Below are 25,615 nucleotides of genomic sequence, written 5' to 3'. Positions count from 1 at the left end.
TCAACCTGTCGATTCAAGGCAGGCCGGTGGTCGACGCTGCACCCATTGCGTCAGCTGTTCGTGGGCGTAGGCCAATTGCAGCACCGCACGGTCCGCCTGGGCCGGACCGATGACCTGCACGCCCATGGGCAGGCCTTGGGGGTTGAAGCCCACCGGGATACTCATGCTCGGCAAACCGGCCAGGGTCGGACCAATCACCACTTCCATCCAGCGGTGGTAGGTGTCCATTTCGCGCCCACCGACGAGGCGCGGCCAGGCGTGTTGTGCATCGAAAGGGAACACTTGGGCGGTAGGCAGCAGCAGGAAATCGTAACGTTCGAACAGTTTGGCCAACGCGCGATACCACTCGCTGCGGTCCACCGACGCCTGGTACACCTGCTGGGCACTCAAGCCCAGGCCACCCTCCACTTCCCATTGCGCCTCGGGCTTGAGCAGCGCGCGCTTTTGCGGGTTCGCATACGCGGCGCCGAGGTTGCCGTGCACCAGCCAATGGCGATGCACCAACCAACTGCGCCACAGGCGCGCCATGGAAAACTCGGGCTGGCAGCTTTCTACCTCGCAGCCCAACGTGACGAAATCGCCGAGGGCCGATTCGCACAGGCTCAACACGCCGTCGTCCATCGGCAGGTAGCCGTTGTAGTCCCCCAGCCAGCCCAGGCGTGTGCCCTTGAAGTCACGCTGCAGGGGTTGGCCCAGCAGTGCCGGATCGTCCTTGGATGACAATGGAACGCGTGGGTCATATCCCGCCTGGATGCTCAGCAGCCGCGCCACATCCGTCACGCTGCGCCCCATCGGGCCTTCGGTGCCCAGTTGCTGCACAAACAGTTCCGGCGTCGGCCCATACGGCACACGGCCTTGGGACGGGCGCAGGCCAAACACGTTGTTGAACGCTGCCGGGTTGCGCAAAGAACCCATCATGTCGCTGCCATCGGCCACCGGCAGCATGCGCAGCGCCAAGGCCACCGCCGCCCCGCCGCTGCTGCCGCCCGCGACGAGACGCGGGTCGTAGGCGTTGCCGGTAGTGCCGAACAGGCTGTTGTAGGTTTGCGAACCCAGGCCGAACTCCGGCACGTTGGTCTTGCCGATGATGATCGCGCCGCTGGCCCGTACCCGCGCCACGCTGATGGCATCTTCGGTGGGCACATGTTCGGCGAACAACGGCGAACCCAATGTGGTACGCAAGCCCTTGGTCGCCGCCAGGTCCTTGATCGCCTGGGGCATGCCATGCATCCAGCCGCGTGACTGGCCTTGATCCAACTCACGATCACAGGCCCGCGCCTCGGCCAGCACCTCGTCGGCATCGCGCAGCGACACCAGCGCACTCACTCCTGGGTTGAAACGTTGGATCTGCGCCAGGTACGCCCGCATCACGTCTTCGCACGAGACTTGCCGCGCATGAATCGCCCGCGACAGCTCGCTGGCATCCCAATCAACAATACTCAAGGCTTCACCTCACTTGAAAACGGCTGCGGCTTCCTGGCTCGCGGAGCCTCCTGCATGCAGTAGGTGCCCAATAGCGTGAGCACGCAAGCAAACAGCACGTAGAAGGATGGCGCCACCGGCGTGCCCAGTACTTTGGTCAGCCAGGTGACGATCAACGGCGCAAAACCACCAAACACCATGACCGCTACGTTATAGGCGACCGACACGCCGGTCGAGCGCACTTCGATGGGAAACTGCTCGGCCAACGCGGTGGGTGCCGGGCCGAAGAACCCGCCGATGGCCGTGCACAGCATCACCTGCATCACCAGCAAACGCTCGATGGAAGGTGCGGCGGCTACCCACACGTACAGCGGGTAGACCATCACAAAAAATGCCAGGGTGAACGCCATCAATACCGGGCGCCGACCGAGGCGATCCGACAACAGGCCCGACAGCGGAATCACCACGGTCATCAGTGCCACCGCCAACATCTGCACCATCAATACCTGGTCCAGCGGCAGGCCGAGGCTCTTGTGCGCGAAGGTCGGCATGTTCACCAACACCACGTAGAACGACACCGTCGCGCCACAGGCCAGGCCCATGGATACCAGGATGCTGCGCCGATGCTCGCGCACCACCTGCATCAGGCTCGGCGCCGGGCCGGTGGCTTGCTTGCGTGCCTCGATGAATTCTTCCGGGTCTTCCATGTGCCGGCGAATCCACAGCCCCACCGGGCCGATCAGCAAGCCAAACACAAACGGCAAGCGCCAGCCCCCACAGGTCGAGGGTTTGCGGCGAAAAGAAGTGCGTGACCATGGCCACCATCGCGGCCCCGCCAAACACCGCCAGGCACTGCCCTACCAACTGCCAGGAACCGTAAAGCCCCTTGCGATGAGCCGGCGCACTTTCCACCAGGAACGCCGTGGCGCTGGCGTACTCACCACCGGTGGCGAAGCCCTGGAGCATGCGCGCCACCACGATCAGCATCGGCGCGCCCATGCCGATGGCGGCGTAGTTCGGTGCGAAGGCAATCAGCGCGATGGACACGGTCATCAGCCGGATAATCAGTTGCATCGCAGCCTTGCGGCCTTTGCGGTCGGAATACATGCCCAGCAAAATCCCGCCCACCGGGCGCATGAAAAAGCCCACGCCAAAGGTGGCCAGGGCCATCAGCAGCGATGCGTACTCATCCTCTGACGGAAAAAACTGCCGGGCAATGATGCTGGCCAGAAAGCCGTAAACGATGAAGTCATACCATTCCAGCGCATTGCCGATCACGGCCGCCACCACTTGGCGGGTGCGGGATACGCCTGTGTGTGAAGTCTGCATGAGGAACACTCCATTCAACCGATCGTGGGAAAGGGTCCAGCGGCAGAAAAAGGCGGTCGTCAGGCAGGCTTGAGCCAGCTCTCGGCCAGCGCGCCCCAATAGGCGGCGCCGGTCAGCAGGATGTCGTCGTTGAAGTCATAGGCGGGGTTATGCACCATCGGCCGTGACACGCCATTGCCGATGAACAAGTAGCTGCCGGGGCAGCGTTGCAGCATCCAGGCGAAGTCTTCGCTGCCCATCAGCGTGCGGGTGTTGCCGTCCACGGCGTCCGCACCGAGCAAGGCCACGCCGACCTGACGGGCGAACTCGGTTTCTTCGGGATGGTTGACCAGCACCGGGTAGGCCGGGCGATGTTCGATCTGCACCGTGCAGCCGAAACTCGCGGCCTGGGTCTGGATGATGGCGAATACGCGCTCCAGCATCTGCTCGCGCACTTGTGGATTGAGTGCGCGCAGGCTCAAACGCAACAGCGCTTCTTGAGGAATCACGTTGGCGGCCTGTCCTGCTTGCAGCGCGCCGACCGTGACCACGGCAGCTTCCTGGGTGTCGATGTTGCGCGCCACCACCGTCTGCAACGCCATCACCATGCTCGCCGCCGCCACCAGCGGGTCTACCGTCAGGTGCGGCATGGAGCCGTGGCCGCCGACGCCTTCAAGGGTGACGGTGAGTAAGTCTTGGGACGCCATCATCGGCCCAACGCGCAAGCCCAGATGCCCAGCAGGCAAGCCCGGCATGTTGTGCATGCCGAACAGTCCATCGCAGGGGAAGCGCTCCAGCAAACCGTCGGCGAGCATGGCTTCGGCGCCGCCCTGGCCTTCTTCGGCGGGTTGGAAGATGAGGTTCAGGGTGCCGTCAAATTGCCGCGTCGCCGCCAGGTAGCGCGCGGCGCCGAGCAGCATGGTGGTGTGACCGTCATGCCCACAGGCGTGCATGCAACCCGCATGCTGGCTGGTGTAGGCCGCGCCGGTGTTTTCGATGATGGGCAAGGCGTCCATATCGGCGCGAATGCCCAGGGTTCGCGGGCTACTGCCGTTGCGCAGCACACCGACCACGCCGGTCTTGCCGATGCCGGTGTGAACCTCGTAGCCCCATTCCCTCAGGGATTTCGCAACCAAGGCGCTGGTGCGGTTTTCTTCAAAACCGAGTTCGGGATGGGCGTGAATGTCGTGACGCACGGCGTGTAAGTCGCCGGCCACGTCGCTGAGCCAATCCAGGATGTGCTGGTGTGGGCGCATGGTGATTCTCCTCACAGGCGGGTGTTCCCGTTCTTGTTTGCTGCACACCGCCAGCTAACCGCGATGTGAGCGAGAGGACAATCAAAGGTGGTTCCACTGGGTGGAACCTCAGGAGCGGCATCTGACTTTTACGACGCAACTCTCGGAAGTGTCTGACTTTACCTCGAGCAGATGCCTCTCCAAAGTTTGGCTTGACGCTGGCCTCCTCTTACTCGTTTGCCTCGATTGATATGCATCACGCGTCAGTTTTCTTATCGAAACGAGCAGGACCGGACCGTCCGGCCAAAAAAATCATAGTGATAATGGGCAAAACAATGAGCAAAGGGCACTTTGTTGTTCTAGGGGACCAAACAACCTGCGGCGGAAGAATTCTCGAAGGTGATCCAACATTCAAGTTGCATGGCCTTTTGCGCGCGCTGGAAGGTGCTCTAGTTACTTGCGGAAATCATCAAGGAATGTTCCGGATTCTCGGCGGCGTTCCCAATATGAAACGTAATGGAAAGCGTGTTGCTGGTACGCTGGACAGCGTCAGCAGTTGCCCTTGTGGTGCTCGGCTGATTCCCTCGGTGTTAACAGCTACCTATCAACAGCAGAGCGCGACACCGCCAGTGAGTCAGCGGGCTGCTCAACCAAACCCATCAACTGTAAATGGCGGCCCTGAAGCGCCGCGTCAATCTGGCTTTAAACCTTCTGGCGCCGCAGTATCGACGGAATTCAATGGCGAGAAGGGTCAGGAGCCCGGTTTTTATATCGTCCCAAAAAGCATGAGCCGCGAAGCGTTGGAGAGAACGCTGTTTCCTGCACCTGATCCGGCGGTGATGCGCAAATTCCAAGCGCTCAATCCTCGCACGGTGAACGTTAAAGCCGGTTCACTGATTGTGCTCAGTGATCCGAACAACACGGCCTGCACCTATCAAGAATCACAACTGATGCAGGCCGCCCAACAGGTCTACGCCTCACTGGATTCACTCACGCCGGATGAGGCTGACTTCCTGCATCGTCACAGCGCAGAAATAGCCAGCTTCATCGGCCACACCTCGACCTGGCTGGGTGTGAGTGCGGTGGTGATGGAAAAACACCTGGGCAACCTGCGCGACACACTCCAAGCCATTGAACGGATGCATCAGGAACAGTATCGCCAGCACGGCCACCTCAAATCACCGCAGTTCTTCGCCGAACGCAAGCGCCTGCTCGCTCAGTTGGACGCTCACCTGCTGAACTCCACTCGCCTACGTGGCCAGACGACTTTGGGTGATCATCCTAAGTTGAAAACAGCGCTGGGTATTTCCAGCCGCAGCTTGGTGCATCACTGGGACAAGGCGGGTGGGCCGGGGCAGATTCCGGGGTATTCGGCGCATGTTGAGGCGGTGAGTAAGGCGACTAAATATATGAAGGCGGGGGGTTATCTTGCCATCGGTATTGGTGGTGTTTCATCGTTGCTGGCTATTCAGCAGGTGTGCAATGAGGATTCGGGAGCGGCCTGTGAGAAGGTCAAGTTTACTGAGGCTGGGAAGTTCGCAGTCTCCGTTGGCGGCGGTGCAGTTGGCGGATGGGCAGGCGGCATTGCCGGTAGTGCGATCTGCCTGGGACTGGGCGTTACGACTGGTATAGGAGGCGTTGTCTGTGTGGCAGCTTTAGTTGGGACAGGCGCATGGGCGGGTACGACTATCGGTGGTATGGGTGGCGAAATGGGCGGAGAGATTTTGTATGAGAAAAGTTTGCCATGACGACGGAAGAGTTTTGGAAATCCTGGCTGGCTTTCTGGATTGTTGCTGGCGGCCCGCTCCTGCTTGGATTTGCTGGCCTCGCATTCAGCCTGTACCTCACCCACCGTCATCTGGACGCCATAAAGGAAGCCTTGAAAAACAGCCGTTATATTTACCTTTGGGGAGATAGCCTCGGGAAACGGGGTTTAATTTGGTCTCTGTTGGAAATGTCAAAAATCGCCGGGATGATCATGATGCCAAAGTCACACATCCGCTTAGGCGACTTGGACCCCGTAGACTTTGAAAACTTCCCGCCTCATCTGAAACGTCTTCTCACAATCGTTACGACGATGATCTTTACCTCCGTAATTTGGATGGGAGCTGCAGTCATTCTAGTGAAGTTAAAATAAATCAAGGGGAACTAATTTAAGACCGCTTACAGATAACTTTCTAACCACAATTAAACCTGCGTTGAATGCGTTTGAGCGTAGGTTCAGTGATGGTTTTAAACATGCCCAACTCGTTCGAGGCATATCGAGGAGTGAATAATGACTGAAGGCTATTACATAGGCCTGGGTGACAAAACCACCTGCGGAGGGGAAGTTCTGGATGGTGATAACGGAATCAAACCCCATGCCCTTTTTCATGCCTTTGAAGGCGACCGAGTGACCTGCGGAAAGGATGGGAAAATCTATCGAATCGTGGGTGGCGTCTCGCATATGCACAGTCATGGCAGGCTCATGGCGGGGACGCTGGCCACACCTCGACCTGGCTGGGTGTGAGTGCGGTGGTGATGGAAAAACACCTGGGCAACCTGCGCGACACACTCCAAGCCATTGAACGGATGCATCAGGAACAGTATCGCCAGCACGGCCACCTCAAATCACCGCAGTTCTTCGCCGACCGCAAGCGCCTACTCGCTCAGTTGGACGCGCACCTGCTGAACTCCACCCGCCTACGTGGCCAGACGACTTTGGGTGATCATCCTAAGTTGAAAACAGCGCTGAGTATTTCCAGCCGCAGCTTGGTGCATCACTGGGACAAAGCGGGTGGGTTTGGGCAGATTCCGGGGTATTCGGCGCATGTTGAGGCGGTGAGTCGTGCAGCCAAGTACATGAAGGCGGGGGGATATATCGGTATTGGCCTCGGAGGTGCGTCCTCGTTGCTGGTCATTCAACAGGTGTGCAACGGTGACTCTGCGGCCGCTTGCGAGAAAGTTAAGTTTACCGAAGGCGGAAAATTCGTTGGCTCTACTGGTGGTGGTGTTGCCGGTGGATCGGCGGGTGCACTTGCTAGTGGTCCGATTTGTCTGGCAATTGGGGCAGCCACCGGAGGTATCGGAGGCGTTGTCTGCGTCGCGGCCTTAGTGGGGACTGGCGCATGGGTCGGTACGACTGTCGTTGGTACAGCTGGCGAAGCAATTGGGGAAAGGATTTACCAGGTTACTCAACCATGACCAGTATCGACACGTGGTCTCCCTGGGTTGCGATCTTTTTTCTTGGGGCGCCAATTCTGCTATCCGCTGCCGGCACCGCATACAGTTTGTATCTGAGCCACTGTCATATTGACGCTATAAAGGAGGCCTTGAAAAACAGCCGCTATATTTACTTGTGGGGTCCTAGTCTTGGGAAAAGAGGTTTTATTTGGTCTCTGTTTGAGATTTCGAAAATTGCCGGAATGGTCTTATGGTCGAGGGCATATATCCAAATGGGAGATATTAACCCTGTCGATCTTGAACATTTTCCTCGGCGCCTGAAGCGGCATCTAATTATCAACACAACGTTGATGCTGACTGCTTTTATCGGCGGGATAATCGCAGCTCTGCTGGTAAAGTTCAGATAATTTGCGCGGGCCTCATTCGAGATCCGATATCACGACGGCCCGAATGCAGTTGGCTCTCTGTTGTGTGACTTGGGGCGGAGAAAGATTTAACTCAATCATGACTAACATCGACACTAGGTCTCCCTGGGTTGCAATCACTGTCGCGGGTGGCTGGCTCCTGATTGGAGCTGCTGGCCTCGCGCTTAGTCTGTACCTCACCCACCATCACTTGGAGGCTATAAAGGAAGCCTTGAAAAACAGTCGTTATATTTACATTTGGGGAGATAGCCTCGGGAGACGGGGTTTGATTTGGTCTCTGTTGGAAATGTCAAAAATCGCCGGGATGATCATGATGCCAAAGTCACACATCCGCTTAGGCGACTTGGACCCCGTAGACTTTGAAAATTTCCCGCTTCATCTGAAACGTCTTCTCACAACCGTTACGACGATGATCTTTACCTCCGTAATTTGGATGGGAGCTGCAGCCATTCTAGTGAAGCTAAAATAAATCAAGGGGGACTAATTTAATACCGCTTACAGATAACTTTCTAACCACAATTGAACCTGCGTTGAATGCGTTTGAACGTAGGTTCAGTGATGGTTTTAAACATACCCAACTCGTTCGAGGCATATCGAGGAGTGAATAATGACTGAAGGCTATTACATAGGCCTGGGTGACAAAACCACCTGCGGAGGGGAAGTTCTGGATGGTGATAACGGAATCAAAACCCATGCCCTTTTTCATGCCTTTGAAGGCGACCGAGTGACCTGCGGAAAGGATGGGAAAATCTATCGAATCGTGGGTGGCGTCTCGCATATGCACAGTCATGGCAGGCTCATGGCGGGGACGCTGGCCACACCTCGACCTGGCTGGGTGTGAGTGCGGTGGTGATGGAAAAACACCTGGGCAACCTGCGCGACACACTCCAAGCCATTGAACGGATGCATCAGGAACAGTATCGCCAGCACGGCCACCTCAAATCACCGCAGTTCTTCGCCGAACGCAAGCGCCTGCTCGCTCAGTTGGACGCTCACCTGCTGAACTCCACTCGCCTACGTGGCCAGACGACTTTGGGTGATCATCCTAAGTTGAAAACAGCGCTGGGTATTTCCAGCCGCAGCTTGGTGCATCACTGGGACAAGGCGGGTGGGCCGGGGCAGATTCCGGGGTATTCGGCGCATGTGGAGGCGGTGAGTCGGGCGACTAAATATATGAAAGTGGGGGGTTACATTGGGATTGGTCTTGGCGGTGTTTCTTCGGTGCTGGCTATTCAGCAGGTGTGTAGTGGTGATTCTGAGGCGGCTTGCGAGAAGATTAAGTTTACGGAAGGGGGGAAGTTCGGAATGTCTACTCTTGTTGGCGGTTTCAGCGGATCGGCTGCCTTTGCTGCCAGTGGCCCGATATGTTTAGGAATCGGAGCAGCCACAGCAGGTATCGGAGGAGTCATCTGTGTCGCAGCCGTAGTGGGCACGGGCGCCTGGGTAGGTACCACACTAGGTGGTATGGGAGGCGAATACATCGGCGAGAAAATATATGAGGCTAAACAACCATGACCAGCATCGATAGCTGGCCAATTTGGATTGCGATCATTGTTACGGGGGCCCCAGGCCTACTATCAGCTGTTGGCCTTGCGTACAGCCTGTACTTGAGCCGCCGCCACTTGGAGGAAATAAAGGAGGCGCTAAAGAACAGCCGTTATATCTATCTCTGGGGGCCGAGTCTGGGTAAACGAGGCTTGATTTGGTCCTTATTGGAGATCGCAAAAATCGCTGGGATGGTGACCTGGCCGAAAGCGCACATCCAGATTGGAGATTTAAACCCTGTGGATTTTGAGCGTTTCCCACTTCACCTAAAACGTCGCCTGCTCTGTAATATCGCGATAGCGTTCATTGCGTTAACTTGGGCGATCGTTGCGGCCGTACTGATAAAGCTCAGATAGTCCGGAACGGGCCTCATCAGAGACCCATTTATTAGGATCAAGATAGCCAGTTTTGCCAGTGTCCCAATCTGTGCGGGGATTGGTGCATTTACAGCAGGTCTGGGAGGTGTTGTCTGCGTCGCGGCCATAGTGGGAACTGGCGCATGGGTGGGAACGACTGTCGGAGGAAAGGCGGGTGAAGCTATCGGTGAGAAACTTTATGAGGTTACTCAACCATGACCAGTATCGACAATTGGAACCCTTGGATGGCAATCATTTTTATAGGATTCCCTTTTTTGCTTGCGATTGTAACTCTTGGATACAGCCTCCACCTCAGCCACCGTCACTTAAACGCTTTAAAGGAAGCTTTGAAAAACAGCCGCTATATTTATATATGGGGGCCAAGCCTTGGAAAACGAGGTTTGATTTGGTCGATTTTAGAAATATCAAAGATTACCGGAATGGTGGCATGGCCAAAGGCTTCGATCAAAACAGGAGAACTGGACCCACTTGATCTCAAGAACTTTCCACGCAACCTGAAACGTCGTTTGATCATCAACTTAACAGTGATGACAATCGGCCTCACTTGGATGATAGGCATAGCAATTTTATTGGAGTTCAGATAACTCAAGCGGGCCTTACCCAAGGCCCGCTATCGAGAAGCCCCAAATGAAGCACTCCGCCGACCACACCGCACTTGATTTGCGCATGAGAACAGAAAAAATTACGGCAACAACCGACACCCATGCCGATCCCCCATCCACCTCGCCCTATGCGTACGCCCCAACCCGCTCGCCGTCACTTCACTGCGCTCCGGGTTATCGCTGAACGCACTGGTGGGCACGTATTGCTTCACGTACCCCCGGCAATACTCAGCGGGATTGTTCTCGACATAGCGACACGAGCAATACTCTTTGGCCGTGTACGCCGCAATGATGTCGGGGAAGGCTTGCAGATTGACGCGCTCGTGCCATGTCCAACCCAGCAGGGCAATGAGCAATAGTAGAAACACACTGGTAAACGGTCGGCGACGGATCATGGTTGCACCGCCGCGAGCACGCGTTTGAGCAGGTCGTTGTGGCGGTAGCTGCCGTCGCGGTCGTCGCCGTAGCGAACGATGACCAGGTGTTCGGCGGGCATCACGAACAATGCCTGGCCCCAGTGTCCGAGCGCGGCGAGGGTGTCGCCGGGGGCGTCGGGCCAGGGTCTCGGGGCGCCTTTATTGAGCCACCACTGACCGCCCGGCACGGCTTCATCCTGACCAGCTCTGTAGTTGGCGAAAGGTTCGCGATTGAAGGCGACCCATTCTTTAGGCAACAACTGCTGCTCGCCCCAACGGCCGTCGCGCGCCATCAATAGGCCCACCCGGGCCAAGTCGCGGGCAGTGAGGTAGGCGTAGGAGGAGGCAACAAACGTTTCATCGGCGTCGGTTTCCCACGTAGCGCTGCGTATGCCCAGCGGCTTGAACAGCGCATCCCAGGGGTAGCTCATGTAAGCCTTGTGACCCAGCATGCCTTTAAGGGTGGCGGACAGGATATTGCTGTCACCGCTGGAGTATCGGAAGGTCTGGCCCGGTGCGCTGGCGGCCTCGGTGTCTGCTGCGAACTCGGCCATGTCGTTGCGGCCACGGGTGTAGAGCATCGCCACCACCGAGGATTTCAGCGGTGCGAACTCATAGTCTTCCTGCCAGTCGAGGCCCGAGGCCCAGTGCAGCAAATCGCCCATGGTGACCTTCGGGTGTTGCTTCATTGGCGGGTAAAAGCGTGCAGCGGGGTCGGTCAGCTTGAAACGGTTTTCACCGTAAGCCACACCCAACACGGTGGCCATCAGGCTTTTGCTGACGGACCAGGTCAGGTGCGGCGTGCTGGCGGTGGTCGGTGACGCGTAGCGTTCGTAAATGATTTCGCCGTCACGGATCACCAGCAACGCATCGGTGCGGACGCCTTGGCGGGTAGCGTTATCACGCGGCGGGAAAGCGTAGGCATTCAGGGCATCAACGGCAGGGCCAGAGAGTGCGGTGCCTTTGGCCCAATCTTTGTCAGGCCAGGTTTCGGCGTGGGCACTAACGGTGACGAACAGCAGGGCAACACACAACAGGCCTCTGACCATGGACGCAGACTCAAGGGGGCATTCAAGCCCGCGAGCCTAGCCGAGGGTGATGACAGATTTGCGACAAGAGGGCTGTCATCCAAGCGTCACCATAACTTCATGGAGATGACACCGGGCCTCCATAGCCTGACTTTGGACAACAAAGTCGACCGGCCGAAATCGTGGCCGGCACTCGGAGACTCGCCATGACTCAGATCGCCCGCATCAGCGACACCGGCAATGAACGCCGTCTGCAAGCCGAACGCCTGGTTGGCGCACAGGCGTTGCAGGAAGCCCAGGCCCTGCGGTTCAACGTGTTCAGCGGCGAATTCAACGCCAAACTGAAAGGCGCGGAACTGGGTCTGGACATGGATGACTATGATGTTCACTGCAGCCACATCGGCGTGCGGGACTTGAACAGCGGTCGCTTGGTGGCCACCACCCGATTGCTCGACCACGCGGCCGCCAGCACCTTGGGCCGGTTCTACAGCGAAGAAGAATTCAGCTTGCATGGCTTGCTCCACCTGCAAGGCCCGATCCTGGAAATCGGCCGCACCTGCGTCGACCCGGCCTACCGCAACGGCGGCACCATCGCCGTGTTGTGGGGCGAATTGGCCGAAGTGCTGAACCAAGGCGGCTACAGCTACTTGATGGGCTGCGCGAGCATCCCGATGCACGACGGCGGCATCCAGGCCCACGCGATCATGCAGCGCCTGCGCGAACGCTACCTGTGCAACGAACACCTGCGCGCCGAACCGAAAAAGCCATTGCCGGCGCTGGACCTGCCGTCCAACGTGATCGCAGAAATGCCGCCACTGCTCAAGGCCTACATGCGCCTGGGTGCGAAGATCTGCGGCGAGCCGTGCTGGGATGAAGATTTCCAAGTGGCCGACGTGTTCATCCTGCTCAAGCGCGACGAGTTGTGCCCGCGTTATGCACGCCACTTCAAGGCTGCAATGTGATGAGCCGCCTGCGGGTGTACGGGCGCATTGCCCGCGTGCTGTTGGTGGTCGCGCTGGGCTTGAGCATGGCCAGCGTGTTTGGTGTGTTTGAGCGCCTGGGCATCGCCAACTCGATGGTACGGCGCCAGCGCTGGTCGCGGTTTTTCATGGCGCGCCTGACCAATGCCCTGCCCTTTCGCGTGACGGTACACGGTGAGTTGCCAACGCAGCCGATGCTGTGGGTGAGCAATCACGTGTCATGGACCGATATTCCATTGCTGGGCGCCGTGGCGCCGATGTCGTTTTTGTCCAAGGCCGAAGTGCGCACCTGGCCGGTGGCCGGTTGGCTGGCGGCCAAGGCTGGCAGTTTGTTTATCCGCCGTGGTTCAGGCGATAGCCAGTTGATCCGCAAGCAGATGACCCGTCACCTGGAACAACAGCACCCGCTGCTGATGTTCCCCGAAGGCACCACCACCGATGGGCGCAGCCTGCGCACGTTCCATGGGCGTTTGTTGGCCAGTGCGATTGATGCGGAGGTGGCGCTGCAACCGGTGGCGATCCGTTACCTGCGCGATGGCCAGGTCGATCCACTTGCACCGTTTATTGGCGATGATGATTTGCTCTCGCACCTGATGCGTTTGTTTGCCAATGACCAGGGCGATGTGGAGATTCATGTGCTCAAGCCGATTGCCTGTGCCGGGCAGGAGCGTGCTGCGCTGGCGTATCAGGCGCAACAGGCTGTGCAGAAGGCGTTGTTTGGGCCGGTGCCGGAGGCAGAGCAAATACCGGTGCGACCAGCCTTCGCGGCCTGAAGCGGGCACGGTTTAAACTGTGGGAGCGGGCTTGCTCGCGAATGCGGTCTGTCAGTTAAAAATAGGCTGACTGATACGCCGCTTTCGCGAGCAAGCCCGCTCCCACATTTAGATCTCACTAATCAGTTGAGCTTGGGCGAACATCTGAAGTTCGGGATAGAAAATCCGGAAGTCTTCACTCAATGGCTCATACAACTCCCGCAATTCCTGCATCGCAAACCCCAACTCCTGCGGCTGCGTCAACCGCCGCGAAATCCCCCGCAGTACCTGCTCCATCACCGCAAACTCGCGGTAAGACCCCAACCAATCATCCGCCGCCATCCACGGCGCAATCTGTGCCAACCGCCCCGGCAACTGCGGTTCAGCGGCCAGCACGCGATACACCTGCGAGGTGAAGCGCTCCAGCGGCTGGTCGGCATACAACGCCCAATCCCGCGCCAGGCAATGGTCGAAAAACACGTCGAGGACGATTCCGGCATAACGCCTGCGGGTCAGGCTGAAGCGCGACAACGCCTCCCCCACCAACGGGTGGCTGTCGGTAAAGCGGTCGATGGAGCGATGCAACTGGATCGCCGCCTCGATTTGCGGGTTGAACTGGCCCTGCAGGCGGCCTTTGACGAAGTCGCCATACAGGCTGCCCAGCAATTGCGCAGGAAGTTGGCCGCCCAGGTGCAGATGTGCGAGATAATTCATGGCGCGCAGTTTAGCACTGCCGTCTACGTATCGTTATAACCCGATATACCGATTTAATCTGGATTAAGACCAAATTCATATTGGTATATCGGGATATAACGATTTAAGGTTCGCCTCATCGCGATATAACGCTTCAAGACACCGAGCATCTGCCATGTCCATCGACCTCGACGAAATAATAAAAGCCCTGGCGCACCCAGTACGGCGAGACATCCTCAACTGGCTGAAAGACCCGAAAGTGCAATTCCCCGAGCAATTGCACAACCACGAATACGGCATCTGCGCCGGGCAGATCGACCAGCGCTGCGGCTTGTCCCAGTCGACCGTGTCGGCCCACCTGGCCACCCTGCAACGGGCAGGCTTGATCAGCAGCCAGAAGGCCGGGCAGTGGCACTTTTTCAAACGCAACGAGGACACCATCCAAGCGTTCCTCGATGCGCTCATCACAGAGCTCAGCTCTGAAATCAGCGAACCGCTGTAACAAGGAAACGATAATGCCCCTCTCGCTACTCATACTGGCCCTGAGCGCCTTCGCCATCGGCACCACCGAGTTCGTCATCATGGGCTTGTTGCCCGATGTGGCGGCGGACTTGGGCGTGTCGATTCCCGGCGCGGGTTGGCTGGTCACCGGCTATGCCTTGGGCGTGGCCATCGGCGCACCGTTCATGGCACTGGCCACCGCCAAGCTGCCACGCAAGGCTGCGCTGGTAGCGTTGATGGGCATCTTCATTATTGGCAACCTGCTCTGCGCCCTGGCCAGCGACTACAACGTGCTGATGTTTGCCCGTGTGGTCACCGCGCTGTGCCACGGTGCGTTCTTTGGGATTGGTTCTGTCGTCGCTGCCAACCTGGTGCCGGCCAACAAGCGCGCCTCGGCCGTGGCCTTGATGTTCACCGGCTTGACCCTGGCCAACGTGCTGGGCGTGCCGCTGGGTACCGCACTGGGGCAGGCGGCTGGCTGGCGCTCGACCTTCTGGGCCGTCACGGTGATTGGGGTGGTAGCCCTGATCGGCCTGATCCGCTTCCTGCCGGCCAAGCGTGATGAAGAAAAACTCGACATGCGCGCCGAACTGGCCGCGCTCAAAGGGGCCGGAATCTGGTTATCGCTGACCATGACCGCGTTGTTCTCCGCGTCGATGTTCACCCTTTTCACCTATGTCGCCCCGCTGCTCGGCGATGTCACCGGCGTATCGCCAAACGGCGTGACCTGGACCCTGCTGTTGATCGGCCTGGGCCTGACCCTGGGCAACATCATCGGCGGCAAGCTGGCGGACAAGCGCCTGGCAGCCACCTTGATCGGCGTGTTCATCAGCATGGCGGTGGTTTCCACGGCCCTGACCTGGACCAGCGTTGCGCTGATCCCGACCGAAATCACCCTGTTCCTGTGGGCCACCGCCGCGTTTGCCGCCGTGCCTGCGCTGCAGATCAACGTGGTGACCTTCGGCAAGGCCGCGCCGAACCTGGTGTCGACCCTGAATATCGGCGCTTTCAACATCGGCAATGCCCTCGGCGCCTGGGTGGGCGGCACGGTGATTGCCCACGGTTTCGGCCTGACCAGCGTGCCATTGGCCGCTGGCGCCCTGGCGATTCTTGCGCTGCTGGTGACCCTGATTACTTTCCGTCAGGGCGGCGATGCCGACCTGGCCCCTGCGACCAACTGATCCACTTCAAAGACAAAGGTGTTTTCCCATGACGACTATTTTCGATCCGATCAAACTGGGCGACCTGGAACTGTCGAACCGCATCATCATGGCGCCGCTGACCCGCTGCCGCGCTGATGCCGGCCGCGTGCCCAACGCGCTGATGGCCGAGTACTACGTGCAACGTGCTTCCGCCGGGCTGATCCTCAGCGAAGCCACCTCCGTGACGCCGCTGGGCGTGGGCTACCCGGACACCCCGGGCATCTGGTCCAACGACCAGGTACGCGGCTGGGCCAACGTGACCAAAGCAATTCACGGCGCAGGCGGCAAGATCTTCCTGCAACTGTGGCACGTTGGCCGGATCTCCCATGAGTCCTACCTGAACGGCGAAGCCCCGGTAGCCCCGAGCGCGATCCAAGCCAAAGGCCACGTTAGCCTGGTTCGCCCGCTGGCCGACTACCCGACCCCGCGCGCCCTCGAAACCGCTGAAATCGCCGACATCATCGACGCCTATCGCACCGGTGCCGAGAACGCCAAAGCTGCCGGCTTCGATGGCGTGGAAATCCACGGTGCCAACGGCTACCTGCTCGACCAGTTCCTGCAAAGCAGCACTAACCACCGCACCGACAACTACGGCGGCTCGCTGGAAAACCGTGCACGCCTGCTGCTGGAGGTGACCGATGCGGCCATCGAAGTCTGGGGTGCCGGTCGTGTAGGCGTGCATTTGGCACCCCGTGCCGACGCCCATGACATGGGTGACGACAACCTGGCGGAAACCTTCACCTACGTTGCCAGTGAGTTGGGCAAGCGTGGCATCGCGTTCATCTGCTCCCGTGAGAAGGAAGGCGCTGACAGCCTCGGCCCGCAATTGAAGAAGGCTTTCGGCGGCCCGTACATCGCTAACGAACGCTTCACCAAAGACACTGCCAACGCCTGGCTGGCGGCGGGCAAGGCAGATGCGGTGGCATTTGGCGTGCCGTTCATTGCCAACCCGGACCTGCCGGCTCGCCTGAAAGCCGATGCGCCGCTGAACGAAGCCCACCCGGAAACCTTCTACGGCAAAGGCCCGGTCGGTTATATCGACTACCCGACATTGGCGATCTGACGTAACCCGCTGAAACGAAAAAGCCCCGGCTCACAATGACCGGGGCTTTTTCTTGGGCTACGGGAAACACTCCTTCACAGCCTTGCAACAATATCGCTACAAAATACTTAGGCGGCTACCTATCAACCGCCCGCCAGCCCGTATATAAAGTCACCCCACCAATCAGGCATAGGGACGATTGACTGTCTCTGGTCTTTACTGTTGACACAACATGATGCAATTACGCATTTTGTCTTAATTGCGCAGGCTAGGGCTCAGGCGCAGCATGTCCAACCCGGCATCAACCCAGCGTTCCGCCTCCTGGTGCAGCTTGAAGCTGTCAGGCACCAGCAGCCACTGGCCAATCAGCCCGTTGATGTAGGCATGAATACACACCGCACCACGGGTGGTGTCGAGATTTTCCGGGAGTTGCCCGCGATGGACCGCGTTACGCAATGTCAGGCCGATGCGCAGGTTGCATTCCTGGCTGTGGGTCTGGCGCTGGCGGCGCATGTCGCACATTTCATCGGTGAATTCGCACTTATGAAACAAGATCTCGTTGATGCGCCGGGTTTTCGGGTCCAGGGCCACTTGATGGAACAAATGAATCAACAGCTTGCGCATACAGCCCAGCGGGTCGACTTCATCCTCGCTCTCACTCGCCCGGGCCAATTCATCCAGGGGTTCATGCAGCGTGTCGAGCAACGCCTGGAGCAAATCGGACTTGTTGCTGAAATGCCAATAGATAGCCCCACGCGTTACGCCCGCCAACGCAGCGATTTCCGCCAGCGTGGTCCGCGCAACACCGCGCTCGTAAAAGGCCTGTTCGGCGGCTTCGAGAATTTGGCTTCGCGTTTCCTGAGCTTCCTCTTTGGTGCGACGAACCATGGCAGTAAAACCTCAATCAGGACACTTGGGACTATTGTTAACGCAGAATTAATAGCGGCTAACGATCATCCGAATATTTGTGGGACGGCACCGTCATGGGTACCGAACGTAATGGAATCGAGGCTTTGGGCGTTGCTTTGTCAACATTCCGCGAAGCCTGTCAAGAGTTTACAAACAACCATGAACGTAAGTATATTGCGTAGCAAGCTACTTATCCACTCACAGCTTGTTTTTTACCCTTCCACACTTCTTGTGCGCACTCTGCGCGCCTGACCCGAGGATCTTCATGCAACTTAAGCCAGCTGTTACCGCTCTGGTCACTGCCGTCGCCCTGGCATCGCTGCTCAGCGGATGTAAAAAGGAAGAAGCGGCTCCGCCCGCTCAAACACCTCAGGTCGGCGTGGTCACCATTCAACCGCAAGCCTTTACCCTGACGTCCGAGCTGCCAGGTCGCACCACGGCCTACCGCATCGCGGAAGTTCGTCCTCAGGTCAACGGCATCATTCTCAAGCGCCTGTTCAAGGAAGGCGGCGACGTGAAGGAAGGGCAACAGCTCTACCAGATCGACCCGTCGGTGTATGACGCCACCCTCAAAAGCGCACAAGCCAGCCTGACCCAGACCAAGTCCATCACCGACCGCTACAAGCAGTTGGTCGATGAACAAGCCGTCAGCCGCCAGGAATACGACACCGCGGTCGCCAACCGCATGACCGCCGAAGCCAACCTGCAGTCCGCCCAGATCAACGTGCGCTACACCAAAGTGTTCGCGCCGATCTCCGGGCGTATCGGCCGCTCTTCGGTGACCGAAGGCGCACTGGTCAGCAACGGCCAGACCGATGCCATGGCCGTGATCCAGCAACTGGACCCGATCTACGTCGACGTCACGCAGTCCTCGGCCGAAATGCTGAAGCTGCGCCGTGACCTGGAAAGCGGCCAACTGGAAAAAGCCGGCGACAATGCCGCCAAGGTCAAGCTGACCCTGGAAGACGGCAGTGCCTACAAGCTGGACGGCAAGCTGGAGTTCTCCGAAGTCTCGGTTGACCAGACCACCGGCTCCGTGACCCTGCGCGCCGTGTTCCCCAACCCTGACCACACCCTGCTGCCGGGCATGTTCGTACACGCCCAGTTGCAAGCCGGTGTGAACAGCAAGGCCATCCTGGCACCGCAGCAAGGCGTGACCCGCGACATCAAGGGCATTCCAACCGCACTGGTGGTGAACAAGGACAACAAGGTCGAGCAGCGCCAACTGGTTGCCAACCGTACTTCCGGCGCCTACTGGCTGGTGGAAAAAGGCCTGGACGCCGGTGACCGCGTGATCACCGAAGGCCTGCAATTCATCAAGCCGGGCATCGAAGTCAAGGTCAAGGACGCGGATAACGCCAAGCCTGCCGGTTCTGCTCCTGCTCCTGCCGCCGCTGCTGGCCAGGGGGAGTAACCCATGTCGAAATTTTTTATCGACCGTCCCATTTTCGCCTGGGTAATTGCCCTGGTGATCATGCTGGTCGGGGCACTGTCGATCCTGAAGTTGCCCATCAACCAATACCCGGCCATTGCGCCAACCGCCATTGATATCCAGGTGACCTACCCAGGCGCGTCTGCACAAACCGTGCAGGACACCGTGGTACAGGTCATCGAGCAACAGCTCAACGGTATCGACAACCTGCGTTATGTCGCCTCGGACAGTAACTCCGACGGCAGCATGACCATCACCGCGACGTTCAACCAGGGTACCAACCCGGACATCGCCCAGGTTCAGGTGCAGAACAAGCTGAACCTGGCGACCCCACTGCTGCCGCAAGAAGTGCAGCAGCAGGGTATCCGCGTGACCAAGTCGGTGAAGAACTTCCTGATGGTGATTGGTCTGGTGTCGGAAGACGGCAGCATGACCAAGGACGACCTGTCCAACTACATCGTGTCGAACATCCAGGACCCGATTTCCCGTACAGCGGGTGTAGGTGACTTCCAGGTGTTCGGTTCGCAGTACGCCATGCGTATCTGGCTCGACCCCACCAAGCTGAACAACTACCAGTTGACCCCGGTAGACGTCAGCAGCGCCATCGCGGCACAGAACGTCCAGGTGGCCACCGGTCAACTGGGTGGCCTGCCTGCCCTGCCCGGCACTCAGCTCAACGCCACCATCATCGGCAAGACCCGTCTGCAAAGCGCCGAAGAGTTCGGCAAGATCCTGCTAAAGGTCAACACCGATGGCTCGCAGGTCCGCCTGCGTGACGTTTCCCGTATCGAACTCGGCGGCCAGAACTACAGCATCAGTGCGCAGTTCAACGGCAAGCCGGCATCCGGTATGGCAATCAAGCTGGCAGCGGGTGCCAACGCCCTCGACACCGCCAAGGCCATCCGTGAAACCGTGGCCTCGCTGGAACCGTTCTTCCCGCCTGGCATGAAGGCGGTGGTGCCATATGACACCACGCCTGTGGTCACCGAATCGATCTCCGGTGTAGTACACACCCTGGTCGAAGCGATCGTGCTGGTGTTCCTGGTGATGTTCCTGTTCCTGCAGAACTTCCGTGCCACCATCATCACCACCATGACGGTTCCGGTGGTATTGCTGGGTACCTTCGGGATCCTGGCGGCGTTCGGTTTTACCATCAACACCCTGACCATGTTCGGCATGATCCTGGCCATCGGCTTGCTGGTGGACGACGCCATCGTTGTGGTGGAAAACGTCGAGCGGGTAATGGCCGAGGAACACTTGTCGCCCAAGGAGGCGACGGTCAAGTCCATGGGCCAGATCCAGGGCGCCCTCGTGGGTATCGCGCTGGTACTGTCGGCGGTACTGCTGCCGATGGCGTTCTTCGGCGGCTCCACGGGTGTGATCTACCGTCAGTTCTCGATCACCATTGTTTCGGCGATGGCGTTGTCGGTACTGGTTGCCCTGATCTTCACCCCGGCCTTGTGCGCCACCATGCTCAAGCCAATCGACCCTGAAAAGCACGGCCAACCCAAGCGTGGTTTCTTCGGCTGGTTCAACCGCACCTTCGACCGTGGCGTACTGAGCTACGAGCGTGGCGTGGGCAACATGATCAAGCACAAGATCCCGGCATTCCTGGTCTACACGCTGATCCTGGCTGGCATGATCTGGATGTTCACCCGTATTCCAAGCGCGTTCCTGCCTGAGGAAGACCAGGGTGTGATCTTTGCCCAGGTTCAGACACCGGTGGGTTCTTCGGCTGAACGTACGCAGAAAGTCATCGATGATATGCGCGCCTTCTTGTTGAACGACAAGGAAGGTGAGCCGGGCGAAGGCAAGGCCGTGAAGTCGGTATTTACCGTGAACGGCTTTAACTTCGCGGGTCGTGGCCAGAGTTCGGGCCTGGCGTTCGTGATGCTCAAGCCATGGGATGAACGTGATTCGTCCATGTCGGTATTCGAAGTGGCCAAGCGTGCCCAGGGTTACTTCTTCGGGGCCTTCAAGGACGCCATGGTATTTGCCATCGTGCCGCCTTCGGTTCTGGAACTGGGTAACGCCACGGGTTTCGACGTGTTCCTGCAAGACCAGGGTGGCGTCGGCCACGAGAAGCTGATGGCTGCACGCAACCAGTTCCTCGGTGCCGCCGCACAAAGCAAGATCCTGGCGGGTGTGCGCCCCAACGGCGTGAACGATGAGCCGCAGTACGAGCTGACCGTTGACGACGAGAAGGCCAGCGCCCAGGGCATCAGCCTGTCGGACATCCAGAGCACCCTGGCGATTGCCTTGGGTGGCAGTTACGTCAACGACTTCATCGACCGTGGTCGTGTGAAGAAGGTGTATGTACAGGGTGATGCCGCCAGCCGGATGTCGCCGGAAGACCTCGACAAATGGTACGTGCGCAGCACCTCCGGGAAGATGGTGCCGCTGTCGGCCATCTCGTCGGGCAAGTGGATCTACGGTTCGCCCAAGCTCTCGCGTTACAACGGTGTAGCGGCGATGGAAATCCTCGGTACCCCGGCACCTGGCTACAGTACCGGTGACGCGATGGCGGAAGTCGAGCGGATTGCCAAGGACCTGCCGGCCGGCGTTGGTTATGCGTGGACCGGTCTGTCGTACGAAGAACGTCTGTCCGGCTCACAGGCACCTGCGCTGTACGCCCTGTCGCTGCTGGTAGTGTTCCTGTGCCTCGCGGCACTGTACGAAAGCTGGTCGATCCCGATCGCGGTAATCCTGGTGGTCCCACTGGGTGTGATCGGTGCATTGATCGCCACCAGCCTGCGCGGGCTGTCCAACGACGTGTTCTTCCAGGTGGGCTTGCTGGTAACGGTGGGCCTGGCAGCGAAGAACGCCATCTTGATCGTGGAGTTCGCCAAAGAACTCCACGAACAAGGCAAGGGCATCGTCGAGGCAGCCATCGAGGCGTCCCGCATGCGTCTGCGTCCGATCATCATGACGTCCATGGCGTTTATGCTTGGCGTACTGCCGCTGGCAATTTCCAGCGGTGCCGGTTCGGGCAGCCAGCACGCCATCGGTACCGGCGTAATTGGCGGTATGATCACGGCCACTGTCTTGGCGATCTTCTGGGTGCCGCTGTTCTACGCGACCGTGTCCTCCGCTGGCGAGCGCAAAAAGACTGAAACTACTGAAACTCCTAAAGAGGCTGGCCAATGAGCAAGTCGCTCCTTTCCTTAGCCGTCACGGCATTCGTGCTCAGTGGCTGCTCGCTGATACCTGACTATCAGCGCCCTGAGGCGCCGGTGGCCGCCCAGTTCCCGCAGGGGCCGGCGTATTCGTCGGCCCAGGCGCCGAGCCAGGCCGCTGTCGAGCAAGGCTGGAAGCAGTTTTTCCACGACCCTGCCCTGCAACAGCTGATCCAGACGGCGCTGGTGAACAACCGTGACCTGCGTGTCGCGGCCCTGAACATCGACGCCTACGCGGCGCAGTACCAGATCCAGCGTGCCGACCTGTTCCCGGCCGTATCGGCCACGGGCAGCGGTAGCCGTTCGCGTACTCCGGCCAAGCTGTCACAGACCGGCGAATCGACCATCAGCAGCCAATATTCGGCAGGCCTTGGTATCAGCTCGTATGAGCTGGACCTGTTCGGTCGCGTACGCAGCTTGAGTGAGGAAGCCCTGCAAAAGTACTTCGCCACTGAAGAAGCGCGCCGCAGTACCCAGATCAGCCTGGTGGCCAGCGTGGCCAACGCCTACCTGACCTGGCAGGCCGACAAAGAGCTGCTCAAGCTCACCCAGGACACCCTGGGCGCGTACGAGCAGAGCTACAAGCTGACCTCGCGCAGCAACGAAGTCGGCGTGGCCTCGGCCCTCGACCTCAGCCAGGCGCGTACCTCGGTGGAAAACGCCCGGGTTGCCCTGGCGCGCTACACCCGCCAGGTCGCGCAGGACGAGAACAGCCTGACCCTGCTGCTGGGCACTGGCTTGCCGGCGAATATCGCCAGCCAGCCGCTGTCGGATAACCTGCTCAGCGAAGTGCCGGCCGGGTTGCCATCGGACCTGCTGCAACGTCGTCCCGACATCATTCAGGCCGAGTACAACCTCAAAGCCGCCAACGCCAATATCGGCGCGGCGCGTGCTGCGTTCTTCCCGAGCATCAGCCTGACGGCCAGTGCCGGCACCGCAAGCCCAACCTTGGGCGGCCTGTTCAAAGGCGGCTCGGGCACCTGGTCGTTCGCCCCGCAGATCAACATCCCGATCTTCAACGCCGGCAGCCTGCGCGCCAGCCTGGACTACTCGAAGATCCAGAAAGAGATCAACGTGGCGAACTACGAGAAAGCGATCCAGACCGGCTTCCAGGAAGTCTCGGACGGCCTCGCCTCACGTGAAACCTACAAGCAGCAACTGGAAGCGCAACGTGGTTTCGTCGCCGCCAACCAGGACTACTACCGCCTGGCCGAGCGTCGCTATCGCATTGGTGTCGACAGCAACCTGACGTTCCTCGACGCCCAGCGCCAACTGTTCAGTGCCCAGCAATCGCTGATCACCGACCGCCTGGCGCAGCTCACCAGCGAGGTCAACCTGTACAAGGCCCTCGGCGGTGGCTGGAGCGAGCAGACTGCGAAGAACGAGCCGTTGAAAGAAGAAGCACCGGCGCTGAAGTTGTTCTGATAGCGCTGCTGTAGATAAACAAAACCGCTTCCCTCACCGGAAGCGGTTTTTTTATGCCCGTCTGTAGTGAGCGGGCTTGCCCGCGCTGGGGGGCGAAGCCGCCCCAAATCCGGCTGCTTCGGTCTTACTGATACACCGAGGCGCCTGGGTTTAGGGCGGCTCCGCCCCCCAGCGCGGGGCAAGCCCGCTCACTACAGGCTGCCCTCCTTGCTTTTCGCTCAACCTTTCAGGATAAAATTGGTCACAGATTCTTACAGACCACAGAGGGAGCTTGTCGTAATGATCGTAGGAATCGACCTGGGGACCACCAACAGTCTTGCAGCGGTATGGCGCGGTGATGCCGCCGAACTAGTCCCCAATGCCCTTGGCCAGTTGCTGACCCCAAGCGTGGTCGGCCTGGATGACCAAGGCCGCATCCTGGTAGGCCAGGCCGCCAAAGAGCGCCTGCACACCCACCCGCACCTCACCACTTCATTGTTCAAACGCTTCATGGGCAGTGCCACCGAAGTGCGCCTGGGCGACAAATCGTTCCGCCCGGAAGAGCTCTCCGCGCTGGTACTCAAAAGCCTCAAGGAAGATATCGAACGCACCTACGGCCATACCGTCACCGAAGCCGTGATCAGCGTGCCCGCCTATTTCAGCGACGGCCAACGCAAAGCCACGCGCATTGCCGGTGAACTGGCCGGGCTCAACGTCGACAAGCTGATCAACGAACCCACCGCCGCAGCCCTCGCCTACGGCCTGCACCAGCGTGACAAAGAAACTTCGTTCCTGGTGTTCGACCTTGGCGGCGGTACCTTTGACGTGTCGATCATCGAGCTGTTCGACGGTGTGATGGAAGTGCGCGCCAGTGCTGGCGACAACTTCCTCGGCGGCGAAGACTTCGACACCCTGCTGCTGGAACACTTCGTCGACAGCCAGCGCAATGCCCAGGGTTTCCCGCCCACCAGCAGCGTGCTGCAAGCCCTGCGCCGTGAAGCCGAGCGTGTGCGCAAAGCCCTCGGCCAAGACGACAGCGCTGACTTCGCCCTGCGCGTGGACGGCCAGCAATGGGTGAAAACCATCACCCAGCAAGAACTCGCCAAGCTGTACACCCCGCTACTGGAGCGCCTGCGTGCGCCCATCGAACGCGCCCTGCGCGATGCGCGGATTCGGGTCGGCGACCTCGATGAAATCCTGCTGGTTGGCGGTACCACGCGCATGCCGCTGGTGCGCAAACTTGCCGCCGGTTTGTTCGGACGCTTCCCGTCCATCAGCCTCGACCCAGACCAGGTGGTCGCCCATGGCGCCGCGATCCAGGCCGCGCTCAAGGCCCGTTCGGCGGCGCTGGAAGAAGTGGTGCTGACCGACGTATGCCCCTACACCCTGGGCATCGAAACCTCGAACCAGTACGGCAGCCATATCGAAAGCGGCCACTACCTGCCGCTGATCGAGCGCAACAGCAGCGTGCCGGTCAGCCGGGTCAAGACCGTGGTCACCCTGCATGACAACCAGAGCCAGGTGCTGCTCAAGATCTACCAGGGCGAAAGCCGCCTGGTCAAAGACAACATCGAGCTGGGCCAACTGGACATCGCCGTGCCCAAGCGCAAGGCGGGTGAAGTCTCGCTGGACGTGCGCTTCACCTACGACAACAACGGCCTGTTGGAAGCCCAGGTAAGTATCCCGCTGACCGGCGAGCAACACTCCCTGGTGATCGAGAACAACCCCGGCGTGCTGAACCCGGAAGAAATCCAGCAACGCCTGCAAGCCCTGGCGCAGTTGAAGGTTCACCCGCGCGACCAACAGGTCAACACCGTACTCACCGCGCGCCTCGAACGGCTCTATCAGGAAAGCCTCGGCGAACTGCGCGAGCAACTCGGGCACTGGGCCGGCCAGTTCCAGCAGGTGCTCGACACCCAGGACGAACGCCGGATCCGCGACGCCCGCAGTGAACTGACCCGTCAACTTGAACAGCTCGACAACGGGTTCTGGCGCTGAGGGAAC

The 25,615-nt window shown here is 59.4% G+C and carries 25 protein-coding genes and 1 pseudogene; 19 read left to right on the top strand and 7 right to left on the bottom strand.

The window, feature by feature from the left end:
• From HF257_RS11890 to HF257_RS11880, 3 genes and pseudogenes are all read right to left on the bottom strand, one after another.
• Positions 1-1,443 carry an amidase gene (locus HF257_RS11890; RefSeq protein WP_185709502.1) on the bottom strand — a complete coding sequence of 481 codons (1,443 nt, stop codon included), beginning with the start codon at positions 1,441-1,443 and terminating at the stop codon, positions 1-3.
• A pseudogene (locus HF257_RS11885) lies at positions 1,440-2,751 on the bottom strand (citrate-proton symporter). The gene HF257_RS11890 and the pseudogene HF257_RS11885 overlap by 4 nt, the downstream one beginning before the upstream one ends.
• Positions 2,752-2,810: 59 nt before the next feature.
• Complete coding sequence (locus HF257_RS11880; protein WP_185709503.1) at positions 2,811-3,986, bottom strand: M20 aminoacylase family protein; 1,176 nt, start codon at positions 3,984-3,986, stop codon at positions 2,811-2,813.
• A 191-nt stretch (positions 3,987-4,177) separates the two neighbouring features.
• Here HF257_RS11880 and HF257_RS11875 point away from each other — a divergent pair, with 191 nt between their 5' ends.
• The 10 genes from HF257_RS11875 to HF257_RS11840 all read left to right on the top strand — a co-directional run bounded on the left by HF257_RS11875 (position 4,178) and on the right by HF257_RS11840 (position 10,058).
• A complete protein-coding gene (locus tag HF257_RS11875; protein ID WP_233081534.1) occupies positions 4,178-5,713 on the top strand; it encodes a PAAR domain-containing protein in 1,536 nt (511 codons plus the stop codon).
• Complete coding sequence (locus HF257_RS11870) at positions 5,710-6,102, top strand: hypothetical protein (RefSeq protein ID WP_185712081.1); 393 nt, start codon at positions 5,710-5,712, stop codon at positions 6,100-6,102. Before HF257_RS11875 ends, HF257_RS11870 begins: the two co-directional genes overlap by 4 nt.
• Before the next feature lie 138 nt (positions 6,103-6,240).
• Positions 6,241-6,474 carry a PAAR domain-containing protein gene (locus HF257_RS33570; RefSeq protein ID WP_332872252.1) on the top strand — a complete coding sequence of 78 codons (234 nt, stop codon included), beginning with the start codon at positions 6,241-6,243 and terminating at the stop codon, positions 6,472-6,474.
• A gap of 11 nt (positions 6,475-6,485) precedes the next feature.
• A complete protein-coding gene (locus tag HF257_RS11865) occupies positions 6,486-7,148 on the top strand; it encodes a hypothetical protein (RefSeq protein WP_408635686.1) in 663 nt (220 codons plus the stop codon).
• A complete protein-coding gene (locus HF257_RS11860; RefSeq protein ID WP_185707200.1) occupies positions 7,145-7,534 on the top strand; it encodes a hypothetical protein in 390 nt (129 codons plus the stop codon). The genes HF257_RS11865 and HF257_RS11860 overlap by 4 nt, the downstream gene beginning before the upstream one ends.
• Before the next feature lie 97 nt (positions 7,535-7,631).
• Positions 7,632-8,021, top strand: a complete 390-nt coding sequence (locus HF257_RS11855; RefSeq protein WP_185707202.1) for a hypothetical protein — start codon at positions 7,632-7,634, stop codon at positions 8,019-8,021.
• A gap of 138 nt (positions 8,022-8,159) precedes the next feature.
• Positions 8,160-8,393, top strand: coding sequence for a PAAR domain-containing protein (locus HF257_RS33565; protein WP_408635685.1), 234 nt, complete (start codon positions 8,160-8,162; stop codon positions 8,391-8,393).
• A gap of 11 nt (positions 8,394-8,404) precedes the next feature.
• Positions 8,405-9,067, top strand: a complete 663-nt coding sequence (locus HF257_RS11850) for a hypothetical protein (RefSeq protein WP_408635684.1) — start codon at positions 8,405-8,407, stop codon at positions 9,065-9,067.
• Complete coding sequence (locus HF257_RS11845) at positions 9,064-9,453, top strand: hypothetical protein (protein ID WP_185707204.1); 390 nt, start codon at positions 9,064-9,066, stop codon at positions 9,451-9,453. Before HF257_RS11850 ends, HF257_RS11845 begins: the two co-directional genes overlap by 4 nt.
• A 215-nt stretch (positions 9,454-9,668) precedes the next feature.
• Entirely contained in the window at positions 9,669-10,058 is a 390-nt protein-coding gene (locus tag HF257_RS11840) for a hypothetical protein (protein WP_185707206.1), read from the top strand.
• Positions 10,059-10,156: 98 nt separating this feature from the next.
• On the opposite strand, the gene HF257_RS11835 is transcribed toward HF257_RS11840, so the two are convergent.
• On the bottom strand, positions 10,157-10,471 hold the full coding sequence (locus HF257_RS11835; RefSeq protein WP_185707208.1) for an amidase: 315 nt from the start codon (positions 10,469-10,471) through the stop codon (positions 10,157-10,159).
• Entirely contained in the window at positions 10,468-11,541 is a 1,074-nt protein-coding gene (locus HF257_RS11830; protein WP_185707209.1) for a serine hydrolase domain-containing protein, read from the bottom strand. The genes HF257_RS11835 and HF257_RS11830 overlap by 4 nt, the downstream gene beginning before the upstream one ends.
• A gap of 185 nt (positions 11,542-11,726) precedes the next feature.
• Between HF257_RS11830 and olsB the strand changes: the two genes are divergently transcribed.
• Positions 11,727-12,482, top strand: coding sequence for an L-ornithine N(alpha)-acyltransferase (gene olsB / locus HF257_RS11825; protein WP_017736899.1), 756 nt, complete (start codon positions 11,727-11,729; stop codon positions 12,480-12,482).
• On the top strand, positions 12,482-13,273 hold the full coding sequence (locus tag HF257_RS11820; RefSeq protein WP_185707211.1) for a lysophospholipid acyltransferase family protein: 792 nt from the start codon (positions 12,482-12,484) through the stop codon (positions 13,271-13,273). The genes olsB and HF257_RS11820 overlap by 1 nt, the downstream gene beginning before the upstream one ends.
• Positions 13,274-13,381: 108 nt before the next feature.
• On the opposite strand, the gene HF257_RS11815 is transcribed toward HF257_RS11820, so the two are convergent.
• Entirely contained in the window at positions 13,382-13,966 is a 585-nt protein-coding gene (locus HF257_RS11815; protein ID WP_185707213.1) for an acyl carrier protein phosphodiesterase, read from the bottom strand.
• Positions 13,967-14,120: 154 nt separating this feature from the next.
• Between HF257_RS11815 and HF257_RS11810 the strand changes: the two genes are divergently transcribed.
• The 3 genes from HF257_RS11810 to HF257_RS11800 are packed head-to-tail and all read left to right on the top strand — an operon-like array spanning position 14,121 to position 16,711.
• Complete coding sequence (locus tag HF257_RS11810) at positions 14,121-14,447, top strand: ArsR/SmtB family transcription factor (RefSeq protein WP_185707215.1); 327 nt, start codon at positions 14,121-14,123, stop codon at positions 14,445-14,447.
• A gap of 13 nt (positions 14,448-14,460) precedes the next feature.
• Complete coding sequence (locus HF257_RS11805; protein WP_185707218.1) at positions 14,461-15,627, top strand: MFS transporter; 1,167 nt, start codon at positions 14,461-14,463, stop codon at positions 15,625-15,627.
• 28 nt (positions 15,628-15,655) lie between these two features.
• Positions 15,656-16,711 carry an alkene reductase gene (locus HF257_RS11800; RefSeq protein ID WP_185707221.1) on the top strand — a complete coding sequence of 352 codons (1,056 nt, stop codon included), beginning with the start codon at positions 15,656-15,658 and terminating at the stop codon, positions 16,709-16,711.
• A 234-nt stretch (positions 16,712-16,945) separates the two neighbouring features.
• Here the strand turns inward: HF257_RS11800 and HF257_RS11795 are convergent, their stop codons facing one another.
• Positions 16,946-17,578, bottom strand: a complete 633-nt coding sequence (locus HF257_RS11795) for a TetR family transcriptional regulator (protein WP_185707223.1) — start codon at positions 17,576-17,578, stop codon at positions 16,946-16,948.
• Between the two features lie 286 nt (positions 17,579-17,864).
• Between HF257_RS11795 and HF257_RS11790 the strand changes: the two genes are divergently transcribed.
• From HF257_RS11790 to HF257_RS11775, 4 genes are all read left to right on the top strand, one after another.
• Positions 17,865-19,013, top strand: coding sequence for an efflux RND transporter periplasmic adaptor subunit (locus HF257_RS11790; RefSeq protein WP_185707225.1), 1,149 nt, complete (start codon positions 17,865-17,867; stop codon positions 19,011-19,013).
• 3 nt (positions 19,014-19,016) lie between these two features.
• Positions 19,017-22,178, top strand: a complete 3,162-nt coding sequence (locus tag HF257_RS11785; RefSeq protein WP_185707227.1) for an efflux RND transporter permease subunit — start codon at positions 19,017-19,019, stop codon at positions 22,176-22,178.
• Entirely contained in the window at positions 22,175-23,632 is a 1,458-nt protein-coding gene (adeC, locus tag HF257_RS11780) for an AdeC/AdeK/OprM family multidrug efflux complex outer membrane factor (RefSeq protein ID WP_185707229.1), read from the top strand. The genes HF257_RS11785 and adeC overlap by 4 nt, the downstream gene beginning before the upstream one ends.
• Positions 23,633-23,911: 279 nt before the next feature.
• On the top strand, positions 23,912-25,609 hold the full coding sequence (locus HF257_RS11775) for a molecular chaperone HscC (RefSeq protein WP_185707231.1): 1,698 nt from the start codon (positions 23,912-23,914) through the stop codon (positions 25,607-25,609).
• Positions 25,610-25,615: the final 6 nt, after the last annotated feature.

The organism is Pseudomonas cremoris (genome assembly GCF_014230465.1).
Note: the sequence above shows the minus strand (reverse complement) of the source record. Positions and strands in the feature narration are given on the sequence as shown.

Bases quoted from the DNA above. Each gene is read 5' to 3' on its own strand.
- HF257_RS11860 (WP_185707200.1), top strand. From the start codon at position 7,145: ATGACCAGTATCGACACGTGGTCTCCCTGGGTTGCGATCTTTTTTCTT.
- HF257_RS11800 (WP_185707221.1), top strand. From the start codon at position 15,656: ATGACGACTATTTTCGATCCGATCAAACTGGGCGACCTGGAACTGTCG.
- HF257_RS11845 (WP_185707204.1), top strand. From the start codon at position 9,064: ATGACCAGCATCGATAGCTGGCCAATTTGGATTGCGATCATTGTTACG.
- adeC (WP_185707229.1), top strand. From the start codon at position 22,175: ATGAGCAAGTCGCTCCTTTCCTTAGCCGTCACGGCATTCGTGCTCAGT.
- HF257_RS11795 (WP_185707223.1), bottom strand. From the start codon at position 17,578: ATGGTTCGTCGCACCAAAGAGGAAGCTCAGGAAACGCGAAGCCAAATT.
- HF257_RS33565 (WP_408635685.1), top strand. From the start codon at position 8,160: ATGACTGAAGGCTATTACATAGGCCTGGGTGACAAAACCACCTGCGGA.
- HF257_RS11880 (WP_185709503.1), bottom strand. From the start codon at position 3,986: ATGCGCCCACACCAGCACATCCTGGATTGGCTCAGCGACGTGGCCGGC.
- HF257_RS11835 (WP_185707208.1), bottom strand. From the start codon at position 10,471: ATGATCCGTCGCCGACCGTTTACCAGTGTGTTTCTACTATTGCTCATT.
- HF257_RS11810 (WP_185707215.1), top strand. From the start codon at position 14,121: ATGTCCATCGACCTCGACGAAATAATAAAAGCCCTGGCGCACCCAGTA.
- olsB (WP_017736899.1), top strand. From the start codon at position 11,727: ATGACTCAGATCGCCCGCATCAGCGACACCGGCAATGAACGCCGTCTG.
- HF257_RS11840 (WP_185707206.1), top strand. From the start codon at position 9,669: ATGACCAGTATCGACAATTGGAACCCTTGGATGGCAATCATTTTTATA.
- HF257_RS11805 (WP_185707218.1), top strand. From the start codon at position 14,461: ATGCCCCTCTCGCTACTCATACTGGCCCTGAGCGCCTTCGCCATCGGC.
- HF257_RS11865 (WP_408635686.1), top strand. From the start codon at position 6,486: ATGGAAAAACACCTGGGCAACCTGCGCGACACACTCCAAGCCATTGAA.
- HF257_RS11790 (WP_185707225.1), top strand. From the start codon at position 17,865: ATGCAACTTAAGCCAGCTGTTACCGCTCTGGTCACTGCCGTCGCCCTG.
- HF257_RS11830 (WP_185707209.1), bottom strand. From the start codon at position 11,541: ATGGTCAGAGGCCTGTTGTGTGTTGCCCTGCTGTTCGTCACCGTTAGT.
- HF257_RS11785 (WP_185707227.1), top strand. From the start codon at position 19,017: ATGTCGAAATTTTTTATCGACCGTCCCATTTTCGCCTGGGTAATTGCC.
- HF257_RS11850 (WP_408635684.1), top strand. From the start codon at position 8,405: ATGGAAAAACACCTGGGCAACCTGCGCGACACACTCCAAGCCATTGAA.
- HF257_RS11870 (WP_185712081.1), top strand. From the start codon at position 5,710: ATGACGACGGAAGAGTTTTGGAAATCCTGGCTGGCTTTCTGGATTGTT.
- HF257_RS11815 (WP_185707213.1), bottom strand. From the start codon at position 13,966: ATGAATTATCTCGCACATCTGCACCTGGGCGGCCAACTTCCTGCGCAA.
- HF257_RS33570 (WP_332872252.1), top strand. From the start codon at position 6,241: ATGACTGAAGGCTATTACATAGGCCTGGGTGACAAAACCACCTGCGGA.
- HF257_RS11775 (WP_185707231.1), top strand. From the start codon at position 23,912: ATGATCGTAGGAATCGACCTGGGGACCACCAACAGTCTTGCAGCGGTA.
- HF257_RS11855 (WP_185707202.1), top strand. From the start codon at position 7,632: ATGACTAACATCGACACTAGGTCTCCCTGGGTTGCAATCACTGTCGCG.
- HF257_RS11820 (WP_185707211.1), top strand. From the start codon at position 12,482: ATGAGCCGCCTGCGGGTGTACGGGCGCATTGCCCGCGTGCTGTTGGTG.